Annotated in this window: 25 protein-coding genes; 17 read left to right on the top strand and 8 right to left on the bottom strand. The window is 67.5% G+C overall.

The annotated features are described in order from the left end of the window. Nucleotides 1–22 precede the first annotated feature (22 nt). From B7P44_RS10170 to B7P44_RS10145, 6 genes are all read left to right on the top strand, one after another. Nucleotides 23–802, top strand: a complete 780-nt coding sequence (locus B7P44_RS10170; RefSeq protein ID WP_084903520.1) for a TatD family hydrolase — start codon at nucleotides 23–25, stop codon at nucleotides 800–802. 46 nt (nucleotides 803–848) lie between these two features. After that, a complete protein-coding gene (locus B7P44_RS10165) occupies nucleotides 849–1,556 on the top strand; it encodes an ankyrin repeat domain-containing protein (protein WP_084903517.1) in 708 nt (235 codons plus the stop codon). 79 nt (nucleotides 1,557–1,635) lie between these two features. After that, a complete protein-coding gene (locus B7P44_RS10160) occupies nucleotides 1,636–1,992 on the top strand; it encodes a Rap1a/Tai family immunity protein (protein ID WP_084903514.1) in 357 nt (118 codons plus the stop codon). A gap of 100 nt (nucleotides 1,993–2,092) precedes the next feature. Then, nucleotides 2,093–3,265 carry a mechanosensitive ion channel family protein gene (locus B7P44_RS10155; RefSeq protein ID WP_084903512.1) on the top strand — a complete coding sequence of 391 codons (1,173 nt, stop codon included), beginning with the start codon at nucleotides 2,093–2,095 and terminating at the stop codon, nucleotides 3,263–3,265. A 13-nt stretch (nucleotides 3,266–3,278) separates the two neighbouring features. After that, nucleotides 3,279–4,457, top strand: a complete 1,179-nt coding sequence (locus B7P44_RS10150; protein WP_084903510.1) for an AAA family ATPase — start codon at nucleotides 3,279–3,281, stop codon at nucleotides 4,455–4,457. 170 nt (nucleotides 4,458–4,627) lie between these two features. Then, a complete protein-coding gene (locus B7P44_RS10145; protein ID WP_084906577.1) occupies nucleotides 4,628–5,692 on the top strand; it encodes a glycosyltransferase family 4 protein in 1,065 nt (354 codons plus the stop codon). Nucleotides 5,693–5,785: 93 nt separating this feature from the next. Here B7P44_RS10145 and B7P44_RS10140 read toward each other — a convergent pair whose 3' ends face one another. The 3 genes from B7P44_RS10140 to B7P44_RS10130 form a co-directional block, all read right to left on the bottom strand. Then, nucleotides 5,786–6,373 (bottom strand): BPSL1445 family SYLF domain-containing lipoprotein, encoded by a 588-nt coding sequence (locus B7P44_RS10140; RefSeq protein ID WP_084903506.1) that lies wholly within the window; start codon nucleotides 6,371–6,373, stop codon nucleotides 5,786–5,788. Between the two features lie 241 nt (nucleotides 6,374–6,614). Continuing rightward, the gene (locus B7P44_RS10135; protein ID WP_084903502.1) at nucleotides 6,615–7,055 is read right to left on the bottom strand and encodes a hypothetical protein; all 441 of its coding nucleotides are present in this window, start codon (nucleotides 7,053–7,055) and stop codon (nucleotides 6,615–6,617) included. Nucleotides 7,056–7,269: 214 nt separating this feature from the next. Next, nucleotides 7,270–7,560: a PsiF family protein gene (locus B7P44_RS10130; protein ID WP_084903499.1), complete on the bottom strand. Its 291-nt coding sequence runs from the start codon at nucleotides 7,558–7,560 to the stop codon at nucleotides 7,270–7,272. Nucleotides 7,561–7,829: 269 nt separating this feature from the next. Here B7P44_RS10130 and B7P44_RS10125 point away from each other — a divergent pair, with 269 nt between their 5' ends. Next, entirely contained in the window at nucleotides 7,830–8,849 is a 1,020-nt protein-coding gene (locus tag B7P44_RS10125) for an asparaginase (RefSeq protein WP_084903497.1), read from the top strand. Between the two features lie 79 nt (nucleotides 8,850–8,928). Here B7P44_RS10125 and lysM read toward each other — a convergent pair whose 3' ends face one another. The 4 genes from lysM to gcl form a co-directional block, all read right to left on the bottom strand. Further along, nucleotides 8,929–9,399, bottom strand: a complete 471-nt coding sequence (gene lysM / locus B7P44_RS10120) for a peptidoglycan-binding protein LysM (protein ID WP_084903494.1) — start codon at nucleotides 9,397–9,399, stop codon at nucleotides 8,929–8,931. A gap of 438 nt (nucleotides 9,400–9,837) precedes the next feature. Then, on the bottom strand, nucleotides 9,838–10,743 hold the full coding sequence (locus B7P44_RS10110) for a 2-hydroxy-3-oxopropionate reductase (protein WP_084903492.1): 906 nt from the start codon (nucleotides 10,741–10,743) through the stop codon (nucleotides 9,838–9,840). A 42-nt stretch (nucleotides 10,744–10,785) separates the two neighbouring features. Continuing rightward, a complete protein-coding gene (hyi, locus tag B7P44_RS10105) occupies nucleotides 10,786–11,595 on the bottom strand; it encodes a hydroxypyruvate isomerase (protein WP_084903489.1) in 810 nt (269 codons plus the stop codon). A gap of 40 nt (nucleotides 11,596–11,635) precedes the next feature. Continuing rightward, complete coding sequence (gcl, locus tag B7P44_RS10100; protein WP_084903487.1) at nucleotides 11,636–13,411, bottom strand: glyoxylate carboligase; 1,776 nt, start codon at nucleotides 13,409–13,411, stop codon at nucleotides 11,636–11,638. A gap of 169 nt (nucleotides 13,412–13,580) precedes the next feature. Between gcl and B7P44_RS10095 the strand changes: the two genes are divergently transcribed. From B7P44_RS10095 to B7P44_RS10050, 10 genes are all read left to right on the top strand, one after another. Next, a complete protein-coding gene (locus B7P44_RS10095) occupies nucleotides 13,581–14,492 on the top strand; it encodes a LysR family transcriptional regulator (RefSeq protein WP_084903483.1) in 912 nt (303 codons plus the stop codon). Between the two features lie 345 nt (nucleotides 14,493–14,837). Beyond that, the gene (locus B7P44_RS10090) at nucleotides 14,838–15,497 is read left to right on the top strand and encodes an RNA polymerase sigma factor (protein WP_084903480.1); all 660 of its coding nucleotides are present in this window, start codon (nucleotides 14,838–14,840) and stop codon (nucleotides 15,495–15,497) included. Beyond that, on the top strand, nucleotides 15,487–16,335 hold the full coding sequence (locus B7P44_RS10085) for an anti-sigma factor family protein (protein ID WP_084903477.1): 849 nt from the start codon (nucleotides 15,487–15,489) through the stop codon (nucleotides 16,333–16,335). Before B7P44_RS10090 ends, B7P44_RS10085 begins: the two co-directional genes overlap by 11 nt. Nucleotides 16,336–16,541: 206 nt before the next feature. Next, nucleotides 16,542–16,916: a 30S ribosomal protein S6 gene (rpsF, locus tag B7P44_RS10080; RefSeq protein WP_006402295.1), complete on the top strand. Its 375-nt coding sequence runs from the start codon at nucleotides 16,542–16,544 to the stop codon at nucleotides 16,914–16,916. Between the two features lie 39 nt (nucleotides 16,917–16,955). After that, nucleotides 16,956–17,255 (top strand): primosomal replication protein N, encoded by a 300-nt coding sequence (priB, locus tag B7P44_RS10075; protein ID WP_084903474.1) that lies wholly within the window; start codon nucleotides 16,956–16,958, stop codon nucleotides 17,253–17,255. Nucleotides 17,256–17,257: 2 nt separating this feature from the next. Beyond that, nucleotides 17,258–17,533, top strand: coding sequence for a 30S ribosomal protein S18 (rpsR, locus tag B7P44_RS10070; RefSeq protein ID WP_004193360.1), 276 nt, complete (start codon nucleotides 17,258–17,260; stop codon nucleotides 17,531–17,533). A gap of 27 nt (nucleotides 17,534–17,560) precedes the next feature. Further along, nucleotides 17,561–18,013, top strand: coding sequence for a 50S ribosomal protein L9 (gene rplI, locus B7P44_RS10065; RefSeq protein WP_084903471.1), 453 nt, complete (start codon nucleotides 17,561–17,563; stop codon nucleotides 18,011–18,013). 141 nt (nucleotides 18,014–18,154) lie between these two features. Then, nucleotides 18,155–19,537: a replicative DNA helicase gene (locus B7P44_RS10060; protein WP_059611531.1), complete on the top strand. Its 1,383-nt coding sequence runs from the start codon at nucleotides 18,155–18,157 to the stop codon at nucleotides 19,535–19,537. 138 nt (nucleotides 19,538–19,675) lie between these two features. Then, nucleotides 19,676–20,302 carry a DUF47 domain-containing protein gene (locus tag B7P44_RS10055; protein WP_084903468.1) on the top strand — a complete coding sequence of 209 codons (627 nt, stop codon included), beginning with the start codon at nucleotides 19,676–19,678 and terminating at the stop codon, nucleotides 20,300–20,302. A gap of 10 nt (nucleotides 20,303–20,312) precedes the next feature. Continuing rightward, a complete protein-coding gene (locus B7P44_RS10050; RefSeq protein ID WP_084903466.1) occupies nucleotides 20,313–21,323 on the top strand; it encodes an inorganic phosphate transporter in 1,011 nt (336 codons plus the stop codon). Nucleotides 21,324–21,597: 274 nt separating this feature from the next. Here B7P44_RS10050 and B7P44_RS10045 read toward each other — a convergent pair whose 3' ends face one another. Further along, nucleotides 21,598–22,650 carry a C40 family peptidase gene (locus B7P44_RS10045; protein WP_084903462.1) on the bottom strand — a complete coding sequence of 351 codons (1,053 nt, stop codon included), beginning with the start codon at nucleotides 22,648–22,650 and terminating at the stop codon, nucleotides 21,598–21,600. Between the last annotated feature and the right edge of the window lie 19 nt (nucleotides 22,651–22,669).

The following is a 22,669-nucleotide window of genomic DNA, read 5'->3' as shown; positions in this document are numbered from 1 at the left end:
TCACCAGTATTCAGGAAACACGATGTTCGTCGATTCTCACTGTCACATCAATTTCAAGGGTCTCGCGGACCGCCTGCCGGCGGTGCTCGAGAACATGCGCGAGCACGACGTCACGCACGCGCTGTGCGTGTCCGTCGATTTCGAGACCTTGCCCGAGGTGCTCGCGATCGCCGACGCGCACGACAACGTCTACGCGTCGGTCGGCGTGCATCCCGACCACGAGGACGCGCAGGAGCCGACGCTCGCCGAGCTGATCGAGCTAGCCGCGCACCCGAAGGTCGTCGCGATCGGCGAGACGGGCCTCGACTACTACCGCCTCGAAGGCCGCTCGATCGCCGACATGGAATGGCAGCGCGAGCGCTTCCGCACGCACATTCGCGCCGCGCACGCGACGATGAAGCCGCTGATCATTCACACGCGGTCGTCGTCGGAGGACACGCTGCGGATCATGGCCGAGGAGCGCGCGGAGGTGCCGGGCGGCGTGATGCACTGCTTCACCGAGCCGTGGCCGGTCGCCGAGCAGGCGCTCGCGCAGAACTTCCATATCTCGCTGTCGGGGATCGTCACGTTCAAGAACGCGACCGACGTGCAGGACGTCGCGCGTCGCGTGCCGCTCGAGCGGCTGCTGATCGAGACCGATTCGCCGTATCTCGCGCCGGTGCCGTATCGCGGCAAGCCGAATGAACCTGCGTACGTCAGCCATGTCGGACGCTTTATCGCATCCGAGCGCGGCATCGCCGTCGAGGCGCTGGCCGACGCGACGACGCAGAACTTTTTCCGGCTGTTCAAGATCGCCCGCTGACGGCGGCGCGACGCAGCCGACAACCCAGGGGAAGGAGCCCACAACAATGACCAAGCCGATCAAACATCTGCCGAAACGTGCGCTCGTCGCCGCCGCGCTGGTCGCGGGCGGGCTGTTCGCGGCCGCCGGCGCGCACGCGGAGTCGCTCGAAGCGATCGTCAAGGCGGTCAAGTTCGACGACATCGCCGACATCGGCAAGCAGCTGAAGAACGGCCTCGATCCGAACACGCTCGCGCCGAACGGCGATCCGCTCCTCGTGATCGCCGCGCGCGAGAAGTCCGACAAGGTCGCGGCGGCGCTCGCCGCGGCGCCGAACGTCGACCTCGAGAAGGAAGACAAGGCGGGCGAGAACGCGCTGATGCTCGCGTCGATGAACGGCGACGTCGGCCTCGTGAAGCTCCTGATCGACAAGGGCGCGGAGGTCAGCAAGAAGGGCTGGGCGCCGCTGCACTACGCGGCCACCAGCGGCCAGGACGCAGTCGTCAAGGTGCTGCTCGACCATGACGCGTACATCGACACGGCATCGCCGAACGGCACGACGCCGCTGATGATGGCTGCGCGCGGCAACCACGCGTCGACGGTGAACCTGCTGCTCGACCAAGGTGCCGATCCGCAGGTGAAGAACCAGCTCGGCATCACCGCGCTGGAGTTCGCGAAGCACTACAAGGCGCCGGATGCGATCGACATCCTGAGCAAGCGCACCGAGCGCATCGGGGCGGCGACGCCGGGCAACGCCCAAAAGAGTGCAAAATAGCGGTTTTGGGCGCGGCTGGCCAGGCGCTGCCGGCCAGGCGCGGCCGGCGGCCCCGGGTCGCATTGACATAAGGAACACCATGTTGCGGGCTATGTTTTGTGCCGCGGCGTTCGCCGTGCCGTTGACGGCGGCAGCCTTCACGGGCGGCGATCTCGACCGGCTGTGCGCGAAGACGGACGTGAAATCGCGGGCGTCGTGCGCGGCCTACATCGAAGGCGCCGCTGACGGCGTCTACAACACGATCGACGCGATCGGCGGCACCACCGGGCCGCGCGTCGGCCAGTATTTCTGCCTGCCGCCCGACATCAAGGCGCAGCAGATGACCGACGCGGTGCGCAAGTACATCGCGGAAAATCCGAAGCTGGCCGACTACAACGCGAGCACCGCGGTGTCGCTCGGTCTCGGCAAGGCGTTTCCCTGCAGGGGCGGCAACTGACCTGAAGCCGTGTCCGGGCGCGTGCCGCGCCCGGGCGTCGCCGATGCATCCAGGACGAGGCGCATGACGTGCCTCCTGCACCGAAGAGGCTCAGGCGTCGATGATTTCACTCGATGAACTGCGGCGCATCGCCGATGCGCCGTTGCATTCGTGGCTCGGCACGCTGATCGTGTCGGCCTTCATCCTGCTGGTCGGCGCGGCCGCGCACCGGATCGGCGCGCGCATCGTCAAGCGCATCGCGAGCCCCTATCCGATGCTGAGCGTGGTCCTGCGCTACATCGACAGGCCGTCGCTCGTCACGCTCGCGTTGCTCGCGCTCGAATTCGTGTGGGTGCAGGCCGACGACGGCATGGCGTTCGTGCGCGGCATGCGCACCGCGGCGGCCGTCGGCACGATCGTGTCGCTGACCTGGCTGCTCGTGCGGCTCGCGTCCGCGGTCGGCGAGGCGATCATCCGGGCGCATCCGCTGGACACGGCGGACAACCTGCAGGCGCGCCGCATCCATACGCAGGCGCGCGTGCTGTCGCGGACCGTGATGGTGCTGATCGTGATCGTCGGCGCCGGCGCCGCGCTGATGACGTTCCCGAACGTGCGCCAGGTCGGCGCGAGCCTGCTCGCGTCGGCCGGGGTCGCGGGCCTCGTCGCCGGCATCGCCGCGCGCCCGGTGCTCGGCAACCTGATCGCGGGCCTGCAGATCGCGCTGACGCAGCCGATCCGGCTCGACGACGTCGTCGTGATCCAGGGCGAGTGGGGGCGCATCGAGGAGATCACCGGCACCTACGTGTCGGTGCGCCTGTGGGACCAGCGCCGCCTCGTCGTGCCGCTGCAATGGTTCATCGAGAATCCGTTCGCGAACTGGACGCGCAACAGCTCGGAAATCATCGGTACGGTGTTCCTGTCCGTCGACTACCGGACGCCGCTCGCGCCGCTGCGCGAGGAACTCGCGCGGCTCGTGCAGGGCGCGCCCGAATGGGACGGCCGCGTGCAGGTGCTGCAGGTGACCGACGCGACCGAGCGCACGATGCAACTGCGCGCGCTCGTCAGCGCGGCGGATTCGTCGCTGTGCTTCGACCTGCGCTGCCGCGTGCGCGAGGGGCTGATCGCGTACATCCAGTCGCATTTTCCGCAGTGCCTGCCGCGCAACCGCACTGAATTATTTCCACACGCATCGGCGCCGGATGCGCTGAACCCCGAACGCCCGCGCGAGCGCGCGTCTGCCGCCAGCACGGCGGCGAATACCGCGGCCGATCCGCAGGCCGCCGACGGACGCTGACCCGCACCCATCCATGACGACACTCCATACGCTCGCCATTGCCAACTACCGCTCGCTGCGCGAACTGATCGTGCCGCTCGCGGCGCTGAACGTCGTGACGGGACCGAACGGCAGCGGCAAGTCGAGCGTGTACCGCGCGCTGCGGCTGCTCGCCGACACCGCGCAGGGCCGCGTGATTCCGTCGCTGGCCCGCGAGGGCGGGCTGCCGTCGACGCTGTGGGCGGGCCCCGAACGGTTCTCGCGGTCGATGCTGGCGGGCGACACGCCCGTCACCGGCACGGTGCGCAACGGACCGGTGAGTCTCAAGCTCGGTTTCGCGTGCGACGATTTCGGCTACGCGATCGACCTCGGGCTGCCGCCCCCGGACAGCGAGTCCGAGTTCGGGCTCGATCCGGTCGTCAAGCGTGAGTGCATCTGGGGCGGGCCGCTGTTGCGGCCGTCGACGCTGCTGGTCGACCGGCAGGGCGCGCAGATTCGCACGCGCGACGCGTCGGGCGGCTGGTCGACCGTCCCGCAGCCGGTCGCGAGCTTCGACAGCATGATGACGGAGTTCGCCGACCCGCGCGGCGCGCCGGAGATGATCGCGGTGCGCGAGCGGATCCGCTCGTGGCGCTTCTACGATCATTTCCGCACCGACGCGCAGGCGCCTGCGCGGCAGTCGCACATCGGCACCCACACCCCCGTGCTCGCGGACGACGGCGCCGATCTTGCCGCCGCGCTGCAGACGATCCGCGAGATCGGCGACAGCGCGGCGCTCGACGCGGCGATCGACGACGCGTTTCCGGGCGCGGCGGTCGAGGTCGACAATCCGGGCGCCCGCGGCCGCTTCGAGGTGCTGATGCGCCAGCCGGGGCTGCTGCGCCCGCTGGCGGCCGCCGAGCTGTCGGACGGCACGCTGCGCTACCTGCTGCTCGCGGCGGCGCTCCTGACGCCGCGGCCGCCCGCGCTGATGGTGCTGAACGAACCGGAGACGAGCCTGCATCCGGAGCTGCTGCCGGCGCTCGGCCGCCTGATCGCGCAGGCGGCCCGGCATTCGCAGGTGATCGTCGTGTCGCACGCGGCGCGGCTGATCGCGACGCTCGAGCGCGAGGCCGGCTGCGAGTCGCTGGTGCTCGACAAGCGTCTCGGCGCGACAGGGCTCGTCGATGCCGACTCGCGGGACCTGCCGCCGTGGAAATGGCCGTCGCGCTGACGTTCGGCGCGTCGTCCATCGGGGCTCCGACCCCTGTATCGGCGGGGCGCCCGGGTGTATCCGGTCTGTAACAACACCCATAAAATGCAAGACCCTCGGTGCCGTCCGCCGGGATCGCTAATAATGAGATATCCGGCCCGCGTTGCGCTGGCCCTTTGGAGACGTGGATCATGAGAATTGCCCAGATCGCACCGCTGACCGAGTCGGTGCCGCCGAAGCTGTACGGCGGCACGGAGCGCGTCGTGTCGTACATCACCGAGGCGCTTGTCGATCTCGGTCACGACGTGACGCTGTTCGCGAGCGGCGATTCGACGACGCGCGCGAAGCTCGAGGCGGTGTGGCCGCGCGCGCTGCGGCTCGACTCGTCGATCCGCGACCGGATCGCGCCGCACATGCTGCTGATGGAAACGGTCGCGCGCCGCGCGAAGGACTTCGACGTCCTGCATTTCCACATGGACTACTACTCGTTCTCGGTCTTCAACCGCCAGGAAGTGCCGTACGTGACGACGCTGCACGGCCGGCTCGACCTACCCGAGCAGCAGCCGGTGTTCGACACGTTCAACACCGCGCCGGTGATCTCGATCTCGAACGCGCAGCGCCAGCCGCTGCCGCAGGCGAAATGGCTGACGACGGTTTATCACGGGCTGCCGGAGACGCTCTACACGCCGCAGCCGGTCGAGCCGCGCTATCTCGCGTTCCTCGGCCGCATCTCGCCGGAAAAGCGCGTCGACACGGCGATCCGGATCGCACAGCAGTGCGGGCTGCCGATCAAGGTCGCCGCGAAAATCGACGCGGCCGACCAGGAGTATTTCGAGCGCGAGATCAAGCCGCTGTTCGCGCTGCCGCACGTCGAATACATCGGCGAGATCGCCGATCACCAGAAAGCGGAATTCCTGTCGGGCGCGCATGCGCTGCTGTTCCCGATCGACTGGCCGGAGCCGTTCGGGCTCGTGATGGTCGAGGCGATGGCGTGCGGCACGCCGGTGATCGCGTTCAATCGCGGCTCGGTGCCGGAGGTGCTGGACGAGGGCGTGTCGGGCTTCATCGTCGAGGACGAGATCAGCGCGGTCGCGGCCGTCAATCGGCTGCACCTGCTGCCGCGCGCACGCGTGCGGCAACGTTTCGAGGAGCGCTTCACGTCGCGCCGGATGGCGCAGCAGTACGTCGACGTCTACCAGTCGGTGATCCGCGCGCAGAAGCGCGCGCGGTTCAAGGTGATCGATTCGACGACCTGACGCGTGTCGCGCAGGCGCAAAAAAAACGGCGATGCCCGCGAGGGCATCGCCGTTTGCACATGGGTTGCCCGCGCGGTGCGCGGGCGGCGTGCGTCAGATCTTCAGCTTGGTGACCTTCGTGCCGTTGATCGACACGTCGCCCATCAGGCCGGCGTTCGTCAGCACGATCACCTGCACCGGCGCGGTGGCCGTGTTGGTGTCGACCGCGCCGTTCGCGCCCATCTTCACCAGCGCGACCGACGCGCCCGCGCCGGCGGCCCAGCCGTCCGAGCCGCGGAATTCGTCGAGCGCTTCCTGCGTCATGAACAGGAACACGATCGCCTTCGATTGCGCGCCCGCCTGCAGGCCGACCGACAGCGACGACGTGTTGTAGTAGCCGACCGTGCTGCCGCCGACGCGCAGCGAGCCGTTGCCGGTCTGGCCGCCGAGGATGAAGCCGGCCTGCAGCACTTCCGGGAACACCAGCACGCCGCGCGATTTCGCGACGAGCTCACGCGAGCCCTTGACCGTGGAATACAGGCGCGACAGCGTTGCGTCGACGCTCGAATCGATCGCCTGGCGCTTCGACGCATTGGTCGCGGCGGTGTCGGGCTTGTCGGGGGTCGTGGTGCAACCGGCGAGCGCGAGGCTGCCGACGATGAGCGCGGCGGCGGCTTTCAGTGCGAGATTCCGTTTTTGCATCGTTCTTCTCCATCGGGTGATATTCAGGGTGAGTCGCGCCGCTCGAGGGGCGGATCACGTCGGAAGTTATATCACAGCGGATTACAGGCGGCTTTTCATCCGGAGGTGAAAAAGCGTCAAATTGTCAAGTCGTGTCGCGCTACGTCAACGAACGGCGCACACACGCTCACCGGCGCGGCGAGCGAATGCGCCGACGGCTTGCTGGCAATGGGAGGGCGGGCGTGGTGCGACGACGCGCGCGTCAGTGCGGCATCGGCGGCTTGATCGGCGGCCGCCGCAGCGCGCGGCGAATCAGCGCGATGACGACGCCGCATGCGAACAGGAACGCGGCCGGCACGACCCAGTAGCCGACGAACGCATGCCACAGGTAGCTTGCGAGCGTGTTGCGACGCACCACGTACTCGTCGCGCGCGGCCTGCTGGCGGGGGGCATTGGCGGCGAGCACGTCGGCGGGGCAGCCGGCCGCGCGCGCTTCGTCAGGCCCGCCGTGACAGCGCGCGGCGGCGCCGGCGGCGCGCTGCGCATCGGTCAGCTGCCAGGTGGTCAGCGCGAGCTGCAGGTCCGCCTTGTTGTAGGCCATTTCCTCGCGGATCTCGCGCACCGCGACGATCGCGACGGGGACGGCCCAGAATACGATCACGAGCACCCAGCGGCGGAACCAGCGGTGTTGTCTCCATGCCATCCAAGCCTCCGTTTGACGCGGTGTGCGCGTCCGTGTCGAGGGCGGCCCGATGGCGCTTCTTATGCTTGGATGGGCCGCATTGCAGCCATCATAGAAGAAAACGCGGCGAATTGCCGCATCCTGTGCCGGGCGTGTGCGGATGCCGATGCGCGTGCAACAAAAATGCCGCGCCCGTCGTAAACGGTGCGCGGCATTGATGACGGGCGAGGCGGGATCAGGCGGCCGGCTGGGCGCTCAGGCAGCTCTTCATGAACGCCTTGCGCTCGTCGCCTTTCTTGCCGGCGGCGTCCTTGTTGCAGGCCTTCATCTTGTCCTGCTGCGACGTCGCCTTCGCCGGCTTCGCCGACAGGCAGTCCTTCATGAATGCCTTGCGTTCGTCGCCCGTCTTGCCGGCGGCCTGGGTGTTACAGGCCTTCATCTTGTCCTGCTGGCTGTTCGCCGCGAATGCGGGGGAAGCGAGCATGCCGCCGACGAGCAGTGCGGCTACGAGCGATTGGATTTTCATTTGACACTCCCATGGGGTGAATTGCGTTTTATTGACGCCGTGGCGAAGCGGGACGCATAGCGGGGACGCATCGCGCCGCGCGCTCCGATTATGGCGATTCAATGTGAAAACACCAAAACAGCACTTTCTATAACGTGGCGGGCCGGACCCGCGTTGACGAAAAGCGTGCGCGGGCGATCGGGACAAACCATGATGCGCACGCGCCGGGCATGCGACGGCGCGCATGCCGGGCTATCGTGCCCGGATCGTGAGCCATTACAATCGCGCCCATGAATACTCCGCACTCCGCTTCCGCTTCGTCGCCGGCCCTGCCGCGCATCGCCGTCCTCGCCACCGGCGGCACCATCGCCGGGGCCGCACCGGACGCCGCCAGCACGGCCGGCTACCAGGCCGGCGCGCTCGGCGTCAACTTCCTGCTCGACGCGGTGCCGGCGCTCGCGTCGGTCGCGCGCGTCGACGCCGAGCAGGTCGCCAGCATCGACAGCAAGGATCTCGCGCTGCCGCTGTGGAACACGCTGGCCGCGCGCATCGGCGCGCTGATGGCCGACGACGCCGTCGACGGCATCGTGATCACGCACGGCACCGACACGCTCGAGGAAACCGCCTACGCGCTGCACCTGACCGTGCAGGGCGACAAGCCGGTCGTGCTGACCGCGGCGATGCGCCCGGCGACTGCGCTGTCGTCCGATGGCCCGCTCAACCTGCTCAACGCGGTGACGGTCGCGGCGCATCCGGCCGCGCGCGGGCAGGGCGTGCTGGTCGCGTTCAACAACCGGATCCACGGCGCGCGCGACGTCGTGAAGACGAGCACCTACGCGGTCGATGCGTTCCAGTCGCCGGAACTCGGCGCGCTCGGCTGGGTGCAGGACGGCCGCGTCGAATTCGCGCGGCGCGTGACGCGTCCTCGCGATTCGCAACTGGCGATGCGTAATGAATGGCCGGCGGTCGAGGTTGTTGCCAGCTATGCCGGTGTCACGCGCACCGCAGTCGATGCGCTCGTCGCGGCCGGCGTGCGCGGGCTCGTCGTCGCGGGCACCGGCAACGGCTCGATCCATGCGACGCTGCAGGCGGCGCTCGCCGACGCGGTGAAGCAGGGCGTCGTCGTGGTCCGCGCGTCGCGGGTCGGCTCGGGGCACGTGATGAAGAACGGCGCGGCCTGCGACGATGCGCTCGGCTTCGTGAGCGCGGGCTCGCTGAACCCGTTCAAGGCGCGCGTGCTGCTGATGCTTGCGCTCGCGAACGGGATCGGCGCACGCGACGACCTGCAGCGCCTGTTCGACACCTGCTGACCGTACGCGTTGCGTCCGGCGCCAATGAGAAAGGCAGGCCAATGGCCTGCCTTTTCGTTTTGCGACCCTGCGCGAGCGATCAGGACTGCGGCGGAATCACGAGCTTCTGGCCCGGATAGATGCGGTCGGGGCTCGACAGCATCGGCTTGTTCGCTTCGAAGATCACGGTGTTCTTCGTGCCGTCGCCGTAGTACTTCTCGGCGATCTTCCACAGATTGTCGCCGGACACGACGTCGTGGTACTGGACTTCCGGATCGTCCGGCTGGAGGTCGTCGTCGTTGACGCCCGCGACGCCCTGCACGTTGCCGGCCGCGACCTTGACCTTGGCCTTCGTGTCGAGATCGGCGACGCTGCCCGACAGCGTCACGGTGCGCGACGCGCCGTCGAACGCAACGGTCAGGTTCGACGTGTCGAGGCCTTGCGTGTTGATGTAATTCTTGATCGCATCGGCCGCGGTCTGGTTTGCGGCATTCGGATCTTCCGCCGCTTGCGCGTCGGCGTGACCCAGCAGTTTTTCACCCGCCTCTTTGATAAACGAAAGAAGACCCATCGTTGCACTCCTTAGGTGGTTGAAAAGAAAACGCGCCGTGAAGGGGCGAAAAAAACACCGCGCTGGGCACGAATGCGCGCGCGGCGGTTTTCTCGAAAGGCGTGGCGAAAGTGTAGGCGGTCGCGGCGTCAATTGCATGACTTATTGCGCGCGCGAACGTAAAGAAGTGTAAGACGTGAAATCCGACAGACGGACACCCGACGACGACGTCTGACCGACCAAGGCTTCCCCGGCGTCGCCGGGTGCCGCTGCGGACCCCACCTCGCCGCTCTCAGCCCAGAGCGGCGTTTTTCGCCCCGTCGCACGCGAACCGCGATGCGTGGCGGGGCGCCCCACGGTGATGCGCGACGACGCGCGCATCGATGCGATCCGGCACGCGGAACCGCAAGTGTGGCGTGGGTGCGCGTCCGCGACGGCGGCGGACGGCGCACGGTTGCGTCAGGCGACCTTGGCTTGCGCCTGCGGCTGCGCGATCTCGAAGTTCGACATGATCTCGAGCGCGCGCACGAGCGCCGAGTGATCCCATGCCTTGCCGCCGTGCGACGCGCAGACGCTGAACAGTTGCTGCGCGCTCGCGGTGTGCGGCAGCGCGAGGCCAAGCTTGCGCGCGCCGTCGAGCGCGAGATTCAGGTCCTTCTGGTGCAGCTCGATGCGGAAGCCCGGATCGAACGTGCGCTTCGTCATCCGCGCGCCGTGCACTTCGAGGATGCGCGATGCGGCGAAGCCGCCCATCAGCGCCTGGCGCACGCGTTCCGGATCGGCGCCCGAGCGTGCGGCGAACAGCAGCGCTTCGCCGACGGCCTCGATGTTCAGTGCGACGATGATCTGGTTCGCGACCTTGCAGGTCTGGCCCGCGCCGTTGTCGCCGACGAGCGTGATGTTCTTGCCCATCAGTTCGAACAGCGGCTTTGCGCGCTCGAAGGCCTGCTCCGGGCCGCCGACCATGATCGTCAGCGTCGCCTCGCGCGCGCCGACTTCGCCGCCGGACACCGGCGCGTCGAGGTAGTCGCAGCCGAGCGCGTTGATGTCCTTCGCGAATGCCTGCGTGTCGAGCGGCGAGATCGAGCTCATGTCGATCACGAGCTTGCCGGCGGTGAGGCCCTTCGCGACGCCGTCGTCCGCGAACAGCACGTTGCGCACGTCGGGCGTGTCCGGAACCATCGAGACGATGATGTCCGCATGCTTCGCGACTTCGGTCGAGTTCGCGACGACCTTTGCGCTCGCGCGCAGGTCGTCGGGAATCGGGAACGCGCCGTTCACGACGAGCTGATGATCGCCTTTGAGCAGGTTGCGCGCCATGTGCGCGCCCATGATGCCGAGGCCGATGAAACCGATGGTTGCCATGTTCAATGTCTCCTTGTTGGGCGATGACGGAAAGGGCGATGCTCAGGCGGCGCGGCGCGCCGAGCCCGGCGCGCAGCCGGCGACGCTTTGCAGCCAGCCGAGACCTTCCGTCGTGGTGCTGCGAGGCTTGTATTCGCAGCCGACGTAGCCGCCGTAGCCGAGCCGGTCGAGCAGCGCGAACAGGAACGCGTAGTTGATCTCGCCCGTGCCCGGCTCGTTGCGGCCCGGGTTGTCCGCGAGCTGGACGTGGCCGATCGACGCGAGGTTGCGTTCGATCGTCGCGGCCAGTTCGCCTTCCATGCGCTGCATGTGATAGATGTCGTACTGCAGGAACAGGTTGTCCGAACCGACCGCGCGGATCACGTCGAGCCCTTCGGTCGAGCGGTTCAGCGCGAAGCCCGGGATGTCGAAGCCGTTGCACGGCTCGACGAGCAGGCGGATGCCTTCGCGCTTGAGCGCATCGGCCGCGAAGCGCAGGTTGTCGACGATCGTCACGAAGGTCGTGTCGCGCGGCGTGCTCGCCGATGGAATCCCGACGAGGCAATTCAGCTGCGGCACCTTCAGCGCCTTCGCATACTCGATCGCGCGGCCGACGCCTTCCTGGAACTCGCCGACGCGATCGGGCAGGCACGCGATGCCGCGCTCGCCCTGGTCCCAGTTGCCGGCGGGCAGGTTGTGCAGCACGAGGCGCAGGCGGTGCGTTTCGAGCCGCTCGGCGAGTTCCTCTTTCGCGTACGGATACGGGAACAGGAACTCGACGGCGTCGAAGCCCGCGTCCGCGGCCGCCTTGAAGCGGTCGAGGAACGGCACTTCGTTGAACAGCATGGTCAGGTTGGCTGCAAACTTCGGCATGAGCTAAGCCTCTTCGGTCGGTCAGTAGGAATGTTGCGGGTCAGTCGAGCAGCGAGATCGCGGTCGGCGCGTGTTCGGCTTTCTCGGCGAGATCCTCGAACTCGTTGATCGCGTCGATCTCGGTGCCCATCGAGATGTTGGTCACGCGCTCGAGGATCACTTCGACGACCACCGGCACGCTGAACTCTTGCGCGAGCGATTGCGCCTGCTTCAGCGCGGGTTCGATCTCTTCCGGCCTGGACACGCGCAGCGCCTTGCAGCCAAGGCCTTCCGCGACGGCCACGTGGTCGACGCCATAGCCGTTCAGTTCCGGTGCGTTGACGTTGTCGAACGCGAGCTGCACGCAGTAGTCCATGTCGAACGCGCGCTGCGCCTGGCGGATCAGTCCGAGGTACGAGTTGTTCACGACGACGTGCACGTACGGCAGCTTGAACTGCGCGCCGGCGGCGAGCTCCTCGATCATGAACTGGAAGTCGTAGTCGCCCGACAGCGCGACGATCGGCCGCTGCGGATCGGCCGCGCGCACGCCGAGCGCGGCGGGGATCGTCCAGCCGAGCGGGCCGGCCTGGCCGCAGTTGATCCAGTTGCGCGCCTTGAACACGTGCAGGAACTGCGCGGCGGCGATCTGCGACAGGCCGATCGTGCTCACGTAGCACGTGTCGCGCCCGAACACCTTGTTCATTTCCTCGTACACGCGCTGCGGCTTGACCGGCACGTTGTCGAAGTGGGTCTTGCGCTGCAGCGTGCGCTTGCGTTCCTGGCATTCGGCCACCCACGCGCTGCGGTCCTTCAGCTTGCCGGCGGCCTTCCATTCCTGCGCGACGGCAACGAACAGCTCGAGCGCGGCCTTCGCGTCGGACACGATGCCGAGGTCCGGGCCGAACACGCGGCCGATTTGCGTCGGCTCGATGTCGACGTGGACGAACTTGCGGCCCTTCGTATAGACGTCGATGCTGCCCGTGTGGCGGTTCGCCCAGCGGTTGCCGATGCCGAGCACGAAGTCGGACGCGAGCATCGTCGCGTTGCCGTAGCGGTGCGACGTCTGCAGGCCGACCATGCCGGCCATCAGCGGATGGTCGTCCGGAATCGCGCCCCATGACATCAGCGTCGGGATCACCGGCACGCCGACGGTTTCCGCGAACGCGACGAGCAGGTCCTCGGCCGCCGCGTTGAGCACGCCGCCGCCCGAGACGATCAGCGGCTTGTCCGCGTCGTTGAGCATCGCGAGCGCCTTCTCGACCTGCGCGCGGGTCGCCGCGGGCTTGTAGACGGGCAGCGGCTCGTAGGTGTCGATGTCGAATTCGATCTCGGCGAGCTGCACGTCGATCGGCAGGTCGACCAGCACCGGGCCCGGGCGGCCCGAGCGCATCAGGTGGAAGGCCTGCTGGAACACGCGCGGCACGAGCGCCGGCTCGCGCACGGTGACGGCCCACTTGGTGACCGGCTTCGCGATCGACTCGATGTCGACGGCCTGGAAGTCTTCCTTGTAGAGGCGCGCGCGCGGCGCCTGGCCGGTGATCGCGAGGATCGGAATCGAGTCGGCCGACGCCGAGTAGAGGCCGGTGATCATGTCGGTGCCGGCGGGGCCCGACGTGCCGATGCACACGCCGATGTTGCCTGGAGCTGCGCGCGTATAGCCTTCGGCCATGTGCGACGCGCCCTCGACGTGGCGGGCCAGCACGTGGCTGATGCCGCCCGATTTGCGCATCGCGGAATAGAACGGGTTGATCGCGGCGCCCGGCACGCCGAACGCGGTCTGGATGCCTTCCTTCTCCAGCACGAGCACGGCGGCGTCAACGGCTCTCATCTTGGCCATGAATGTCTCCTTGAATGTTTGCGGATCTTGCGAATCGGTCTGTTGGAGACACTTTAGGGATGCATCAAAGGTTTGATAAGATCAGCCGGAGTCGCTTTTTTCGAAACTAAAAGTATTGAATGACGGTGTGCCGGGCCTCTGCCGGCCGTCGTCATCCAGGAGACACGAGATGGACCGCTTCAAGCAGATCGAGACGTTCGTGCGGGTCGCGGACGCGGGCAGCCTCGCGGCCGCCGCGCTCGAGGAGGGCGTGTCGCCGGTCGTGCTCGGACGGCGCATCGACGCGCTGGAGAAGCGTCTCGGCGTGAAGCTGATGTACCGCTCGACGCGGCGGCTCGTCGTCAGCGAGGAGGGCGCGGCGTTCCTCGAACGCTGCCGCGGCCTGCTCGCCGAGTGGGACCAGGCCGAGAACGAGCTGGCCGCCGGGCGGCGCGCGGTGAGCGGCCACCTGATCGTGTCCGCGCCGGCCGCGTTCGGCCGCAAGCACGTCGCGCCGCATGCGCCGGGCTTTCTCGCCGACAAGCCGGACATGCAGCTGTCGTTCAACCTGACCGACCGGGTCGTCGACCTCGTGCGCGAAGGCTACGACCTGTCGATCCGGATCGGCGGCGCGGTCGATCCGAACTTCGTCGCGGTGAAGCTCGCGTCGAACCGGCGGGTCGTTTGCGGCACGCCGGATTATTTCCGCCGGCACGGCCGCCCGAAGGCGCTCGACGACCTGCTGAAGCACAACTGCCTCGCGTTCAACCTGCAGGGCGGCCAGAACCGCGGCTGGTACTTCCAGCGCAACGGCAAGATCGTCACGATGCGCGTGACGGGCAACCTCGACTGCAACGACGGCGAACTGCTGCACCGCTGGGCGTCGGAAGGGCTCGGGCTCGGCTGGCGCTCGACCTGGGAGATCGCCGCGCAGCTCGAGACGGGCGAGCTCGAGACCGTCCTCGACGACTATGCGCTGCCCGACTACGACATCCTCGCCGTCTATCCGCAGCAGCGCTACGTGCCGGCGCGCGTGCGCTATTTCATCGACTACCTGCGCGACGCGTACGCGCGCGCCGGCTACTGGAGCGGCACGCCGTAGGCGCGCGGGACGCGGCAGCGGCCGGGGCACGACCGGGCGCGGCGGCGCGCGGCGCGCACGCGGAGTCCGCCGCGGCGGGCGCGGCTCGCCGCGGCAGAAGCTGGATGTTTCGGAAACGGGAGAGCGTACGGCATGGCGGTTCCAGTATGGGTGGGGCGTGTGCCTGTGATACCGGCGGCGTGCGGCGGCCATTCCCGGTTTATTTTTCGTCTCCGCTCGCTCGTGGCGGGAATAAACTCGATCGACGGGCGGTAAGGATCGTGAGCCGCGCGCATCGCGACGGTCAGTCCGGGCGACGCGCGCCGGGCCAAAGCGGCGGCGCCGCATCGATCAACAGGAGGCGACGTGGGGCAATCCGGCCGGACGGTCGACGAGCACGCGGCGGGCGACGCCGCCGCGCGCGGCGAGCGCTTTCGCACGCTCGTGCTGCCGCATCTGGACGCCGCGTACAACCTCGCGCGCTGGCTGTCCGGCAATGCGGGCGACGCGGAGGATGTCGTCCAGGAAGCCTGCGTGCGGGCGCTGCGGTTCGTCGATGGGTGCCGAGGCGACAATGCGCGGCCGTGGCTGCTGACGATCGTGCGTCACACCTGGTACAGCGAATGGCGGCGGCGCACGCATGCGCACGAGGTCGCGCTGCCCGACACGCTGGATGCAGCGGATGCGCCGGACGACTGGCACCCGGCGGCGGAAGATCCGCTCGCGCAGCTGCTGCGCGGCGAGGACGCGCGGCTCGTGAATGCCGCGCTCGCGAAACTGCCGGCCGAATATCGGGAAGTGCTCGTGCTGCGCGAAATGGAGGACTTGAGCTACCGCGAGATCGCGGCGATCGCGGACGTGCCGGTGGGCACCGTGATGTCGCGGCTCGCGCGCGGCCGCCGCCGGCTCGCCGCGCTGCTCGGCGGCGCGCGCGGCGCGGCCCGCAAGGAAGCGCCGCCGGCCGGCGCCGCGTCGGGCGGCGCGCCGGCGGCCGGAACCGCATCGGAGGCCATCGATGGACTGTAACGAAGCGCGCGAACTGCTCGGCGCGGATGTCGACCGCGAGTTGCCGGCGCCCGATGCGATGCGGATCCAGCGGCACGTCGACGCCTGCGACGCGTGCCGCCGCGAGCGCGACCGGATCGTCGCGCTCGGCCAGGCGGTCCGGCAGGCGGAATACCATCGCGCGCCGGATGCGCTGCGCGCGCGCATCCTCGCGGGGCTGCCGGCGGCCCAAGCCGAACCCCGGGTGGCCGCGCGCGGGCCCGGCTGGCTCGAACGGCTCGGCCTGCGGGGCGCGCCGCGCGGCCCGGCGACGGTTCGGCCGCGTGCGGGCGCCGTCGTGCTGCCGGGCCTCGGCTGGGGCGTCGCGCTCGTGGTCGCGCTGGCCGCGGCGGCGGGGCTGGCGCTGTCCGCGCACCGCGCGTCGACGGAGCGCACCGTCGACGAGCTCGTCGCGAGCCACGTGCGGGCCGGCCTGTCGGCGCGCGACATCGACGTGATCTCGACGGACCGTCACACGGTCAAGCCGTGGTTCAACGGGCGGCTCGACTACGCGCCGCCGGTCAAGGACCTGGGCGCGAGCGGCTTCGCGCTCGCGGGCGGGCGGCTCGACTACGTCGGGCAGCGTCGCGTCGCGGTGCTCGTCTACCGCTACCGGCAGCACGTGATCGACGTCTATGTGCGGCCGGCCGGCGAGGGCGGGGCGGCGGCGCCGTATGCGACCGTGTCGCAGGGCTATGCGCTCGACCGCTGGGACGCGGCCGGCATGACGTGGTGGGCGGTGACGGACGCCGAACCGGCGGCGCTCGCGGCGTTCAAGACGGCGCTGAATGCGCGCCTTGCCGCGCCGCGCACCGAGTGACGGCGGGCCGCGCGATGCGGCCCCATCACGATCCGCGTGGCGCCGCCGCCGCCGGCCGGGCTCAAGTCGTTGAAAACATGGCCGATTCACGCGGCGAATCAACGGTTCGCCTTGCACGCGACCCATATCCGGGTTAGAATCTTCGGCTTCTCACTTGCCACACCGGTTCAGGCGCCCGGGTGGCTTCAATCCACAAGGAGTGTGTAATGCGTCATTACGAAATCGTATTCATCGTGCACCCCGATCAGAGCGAGCAAGTGCCCGCGATGATCGAGCGTTACAAGACCACGATCACGTCGCACGGCGGCCAGATCCACCGTGTCGAAGACTGGGGCCGTCGCCAGCTGGCCTACATGATCGAGAAACTTGCGAAGGCTCACTACGTCTGCATGAACATCGAGTGCGACCAGACGACGCTCGACGAACTCGAACACGCGTTCAAGTTCAACGACGCCGTGCTGCGTCACCTCATCGTCAAGATGAAGAAGGCCGAGACCGGCCCGTCGCCGATGATGAAGGAAGTTCAGCGCGAAGAAGCCAAGAAGGCGGCTGCAGCTCAGCCGACCGAAGCGCAGGCTTAAGCGCCTAGCCTTTAAGCCATCAGGGAGCGCGCGACTCACGTGAACAGGTTGCAATTGACGGCGAGCGTCGTCGAGCGCGCAGCGGTGCGGTACACGCCCGCCGGCGTTCCGATCGCAAGCGCCACGTTGCATCACCGCACGGAAGTCGTCGAGGCAGGCATTCCGCGTCAGGTCGACATGACGATCGAGGCGGTAGCGGCCGGCGAGGCGAGCGGCAGGCTGGAAAGCCGTGAAATGGGCGTCGAGACGCTGTTCACGGGCTTCCTGGCGAAGAAAAGCCGCAACGCGCGCACCTTGGTGTTTCACATCACAGCATTGCAGGACATTGGAAAGGACTGAACATGGCCCGCCCCACTGGTAAGAAATTCGACAAGCGTCGTCAGCAACAAAACCCGCTCTTCAAGCGCAAGAAGTTCTGCCGCTTCACCGCAGCCGGCGTCGAGCAGATCGACTACAAGGACACGGAAACGCTGAAGGACTTCATCGGCGAAAACGGCAAGATCACGCCGGCTCGCCTGACGGGCACGAAGGCGCACTATCAGCGTCAGCTGGACACGGCAATCAAGCGTGCGCGTTTCCTCGCGCTGCTGCCGTACACCGATCAGCACAAGGCGTAATCAGGCGACGCAATAAGGAGAATTCGAATGCAAATCATTCTGTTGGAAAAAGTCGCCAATCTGGGCAACCTCGGCGATATCGTCAAGGTCAAGGACGGTTACGCTCGCAACTTCCTGATCCCGAACCGCAAGGCTCGCCGTGCAACGAAGGAAGCGATCGCTGAATTCGAAGTGCGTCGCGCAGAGCTCGAGAAGATCGCGGCTGAAAAGCTGGCAGCTTCGCAGGCAGTCGGCGAGAAGCTGGCAGGCCAGTCGTTCGAAATCACGCAGAAGTCGGGCGTTGACGGCCGTCTGTTCGGCTCGGTCACGAACGGCGACGTGGCTGAACTGCTGAAGAAGGCAGGCTACGACGTCGAGAAGGCGCAGGTTCGCATGCCGGAAGGCCCGCTGAAGATGATCGGCGAGCACGGCGTTCAGGTCGCGCTGCACACGGACGTCGTCGTCGACGTCACGGTCAACGTGATCGGCGACCACGCGTAAGCGACAGGCAGTCTCGCCGGGCGGCTCCCGCCGCCCGGATGAAGGGCAGGCGCCCGGGCAACCGGGGCCTGCCTTTTTTGTTGCCCGGCAGCCGGCGACCGCGCTGGCATCTCCGTGCTCAATTCGCGATAATCCCAACCCATGAACGCGCCGCAAGATCCTCAAATCGAATCGCTGAAAGTCCCGCCGCACTCGGTCGAAGCCGAGCAGTCGGTGCTGGGCGGCCTGTTGCTCGACAATGCGGCGTGGGACCGGATCGCCGACTATCTGTCGCAGGGCGATTTCTACCGCTATGACCACCGGATCATCTTCGAGCACATCGGCCGGCTGATCGCGTCGACGCGTCCGGCCGACGTGGTGACCGTGTACGAAGCGCTGACCACGTCGGGCAAGGCGGACGACGTCGGCGGGCTCGCGTACCTGAACGCGCTCGCGCAGAACACGCCGAGCGCGGCGAACATCCGCCGCTATGCGGAAATCGTGCGCGATCGCGCGGTGCTGCGCCGGCTCGTGTCGGTGGCCGACGAGATTTCCGCCGATGCATTCAACCCGCAGGGCAAGGAAGTCCGCCAACTGCTCGACGCGGCGGAAGCGAAGGTGTTCTCGATCGCCGAAGAGGGCGCGCGCGGCAACCAGGGCTTCCTCGAGATCGGGCCGCTGCTCACGCAGGTCGTCGAGCGGATCGACACGCTGTATCACACCGCGAATCCGAGCGACGTCACGGGTACGCCGACGGGCTTCGTCGATCTCGACAAGATGACGTCGGGCATGCACGGCGGCGAGCTGATCATCGTCGCCGGCCGTCCGTCGATGGGTAAGACGGCCTTCTCGATGAACATCGGTGAATATGTCGCGGTCGAGTACGGGCTGCCGGTTGCGGTGTTCTCGATGGAAATGCCGGGTACGCAGCTCGTGATGCGTATGCTCGGTTCGGTCGGTCGGCTCGACCAGCACCGAATGCGGACCGGGCGGCTGACCGACGAGGATTGGCCGAAGCTGACCCACGCGGTGCAGAAGATGAGCGAGGCGCAGCTCTTCATCGACGAGACGGGCGGTCTGAACCCGATGGAACTGCGTTCGCGGGCGCGCCGGCTCGCGCGCCAGTGCGGCAAGCTTGGCCTCATCATCGTCGACTACCTGCAGCTGATGTCGGGGTCGTCGCAGGGCGAGAACCGCGCGACCGAAATTTCGGAAATCTCCCGCTCGCTGAAGGGCCTCGCGAAGGAGCTGGACGTGCCGGTGATCGCGCTGTCGCAGCTCAACCGCGGCCTCGAACAGCGTCCGAACAAGCGTCCGGTGATGTCGGACCTGCGGGAATCGGGTGCAATCGAGCAGGATGCCGACGTGATCCTGTTCATCTACCGGGACGAAGTCTACAACCCGGACAGCCCGGACAAAGGCACTGCCGAAATCATCATCGGCAAGCAGCGTAACGGCCCGATTGGGCCCGTTCGACTCACGTTCCTGGGGCAATACACGAAGTTCGACAACTTTGCAGGTGCACAGAACTTCTACGGCGAGTAAAGCCGGTTGTAAACCCCTATTTCACGAAACGTTGTATCTCGTCGCCGCGCGCGTGCGCGTTCCGTGCGCGCGCCTGACGGAAGCCGTACAATGTCGCCGATTTTTGTGACAGCCGTTTGACCATCTTTCAGGAATTCCATGTTCGGTCGATTCATGCCCACCGAGGGCAAGTTCTTCGAAATCTTCAACGCGCACGCGAAGTACATCGTTTCCGGTGGCCGCGAACTCGAACTGCTGATCGATAATCTCGCCGACGCCGAGATTCACAAGCAGAATGTGCAGTCGGCCGAGAAGGCGGCTGACAAGCTGACGCACGAAGCCATCGATCTGCTCCACAAGACTTTCATCACGCCGCTCGACCGCGACGAGATCCACAAGCTGATCACGACGATGGACGACATCCTCGACCTGATGGAGGACGTCGCGACCGCCGTGTCGCTGTACGACGTGCAGGCGGTGACGTCCGAGGCGAGCCAGCTCGCGCATATCGTCACGCAGTCGGCGCAGCACGTGCAGCAGGCCGTCGCGCTGCTGTCGGACATGAAGCAGTCCGCGCAGATCCTCAAGGCGTGCGAGGAGATCGACCGCTGGGAATCGGAGGCGGACCGCGTGCTGCGCGCGGCGATGTCGAAGCTGTTCCGCGAAGAAAACGACGTGAAGACGCTCATCAAGCTGAAGGCGATCTACGAGCTGCTCGAAGAGATCACCGACAAATGCGAGGACGTCGCCAACATCATCGAAGGCATCGTGCTGGAAAACGCCTGAGCGGAACACGATGCATTCGATACAACTTGCCCTATGGATGGTCGCGGCGCTGGTGCTCGTCGCGCTCGTATTCGACTTCATGAACGGCTTCCACGACGCGGCGAACTCGATCGCCACCGTCGTGTCCACCGGGGTGCTGAAGCCGCAGCAGGCGGTGGCATTTGCCGCCGCGTTCAACGTCATCGCGTATTTCATCTTTCACCTGAAGGTCGCGCAGACCGTCGGCAAAGGCACGATCGACCCCGAGATCGTCGACCACTACGTGGTGTTCGGCGCGCTCATCGGCGCGATCGCCTGGAACGTGATCACCTGGTACTACGGGATCCCGTCGAGCTCGTCGCACGCGCTGATCGGCGGCCTTGTCGGCTCGGCACTCGCGAAGTCGGGCTGGGGATCGCTGAACATCGACGGGCTGATGAAGACGATCGCGTTCATCTTCATCTCGCCGCTGCTCGGTTTCATCCTCGGTTCGCTGTTCATGCTCGGCGTGTCGTGGCTGTACTTCCGCACCGCGCCAAGCAAGGTCGACCGCCGGTTCCGTCGCCTGCAGCTGCTGTCGGCCGGGCTGTACAGCCTCGGTCACGGCGGCAACGATGCGCAGAAGACGATCGGCATCATCTGGATGCTGCTGATCGCGACCGGCTACGCGTCGGCGACCGCCGACGCGCCGCCGGCCTGGGTGATCGGCGCGTGCTACCTGTCGATGGGCCTCGGCACGCTGTTCGGCGGCTGGCGGATCGTGCGCACGATGGGCCAGAAGATCACCAAGCTGAAGCCGGTCGGCGGGTTCTGCGCCGAAACGGGTGGTGCGATGACGCTGTTCATCGCGTCGTTCCTCGGCATTCCGGTGTCGACGACTCATACGATCACCGGCGCGATCGTCGGCGTCGGCGCGACGCAGAAGCTGTCGGCCGTGCGCTGGGGCGTCGCCGGCAACATCGTCTGGGCGTGGGTGCTGACGCTGCCGGCATCCGCGCTGTTCGCGGCCGGCGGCTGGTGGCTCGGCCATCAGATCTTCTGATTTCGCCCGAACGACGCTTCACATCGAAAGCGCCGCATGCCGACAGGCTGCGGCGCTTTTTGTTTGGTCGGGCGGGCTGTGCGTATGCGGGCCCGGCGGATCAGGTGCGTGGCGGAGGAGGCAGGACAGCGCGTCGAGTCCGGCTATGGCGACCGCTTGCCGTTCGATGTGTCGATGTCCACAGGTGGAGCGCAATCGGGCGAAGCGTGTCCACGATGAAAACGTGGCGCGACACAACGCATGCGGCGAGCGCGCGGCGTTGGCGCCGCGCGTATCAATAATTGCCGTTGGCGAACCGTGCAATCGGATCATCGGTCGTGCCGGTGCGCGCGCTGACCGGCGCGGACTGCGTCGACGCGCGCAGCACCTGCACGGTGTCGGACTCGGCGGCGCGCGCTTGACGGGGTGCGGCGGCGGGCGGCGATTCCGCATCGAATGCGGCGGCCTCGGCGGCCGTCAGTGCCGTCGTCGGAATCGGCGTGCCGACTTCCGGGGCGCCGGCTGGCGCCGCGTTTGCCGCCTGGGCGCCGCCGCCCACGGATGCCGTCTGTTGCTGGGCCACGGCCATGCGCGGCGGCGGCGGTTCGTACGGATCGGCGGGAGCGGCCGGCGCGCTGGTCGCGACAGGCACGATCGGAGCCGGCGACGGCGACACGCTCGGCTGCACCGCCGCAAAAGCGGGTTGCCGCGGCGCTGCTGCGGTTACGACAGGCGCCGGCGCCGCAGGCTGCGCGCGCGGCGCATCGCGCTGCGCCTCATAGGTCGGCGCGTCGAACGGCGTTGGCGTCGCCTTCGGCGGCGCGACGCGGCGAATCCCGTCGAAGCGCTTCGCCCAGTACGGGTTCGTCAGGTAGTCGAGCCGCACGGTGCCGCCGGTCGACGGCGCGTTGACGAAGCGCAGCTTGCCGACATAGATGCCGACGTGCGAATGCGGCCGGCCGGTCGTGTTGAAGAAGATCAGGTCGCCCGGCGCGACCTGGTCGGGGTCGATCGACATGCCGCGGCCGCTCATGTCGGCGGTGGTGCGCGGCAGGTTCACGTCGGCCGCACGGCCGACCACGTAGCGTACGAGCCCGCTGCAGTCGAAGCCGCTGTCCGGCGTATTGCCGCCCCAGCGGTACGGGACGCCGACGAGGCTCATCGCCTGGATCGAGATTTCTTCCTGGCCGACGCTGTGGTCGACGAATTTCGGGAAATTGGCGGGCGGGGCGAACGCGCGGGGCGTCGTGATCTTCATGCCAGACGAGCGCGATGCCGACTGAGGCGGCACGCTGGAACAGGCCGCAAGCAGCGAGACGAGGGCGACGGGAAGCCAGATTCGAAGCATGACAGGCGGGACGAGCGCG

This window comes from Burkholderia ubonensis subsp. mesacidophila, from assembly GCF_002097715.1.
Taxonomy (GTDB): domain Bacteria; phylum Pseudomonadota; class Gammaproteobacteria; order Burkholderiales; family Burkholderiaceae; genus Burkholderia; species Burkholderia mesacidophila.
The sequence above is the reverse complement of the archived record's forward strand: the minus strand, read 5'-3'. Positions and strand labels throughout refer to the sequence as shown.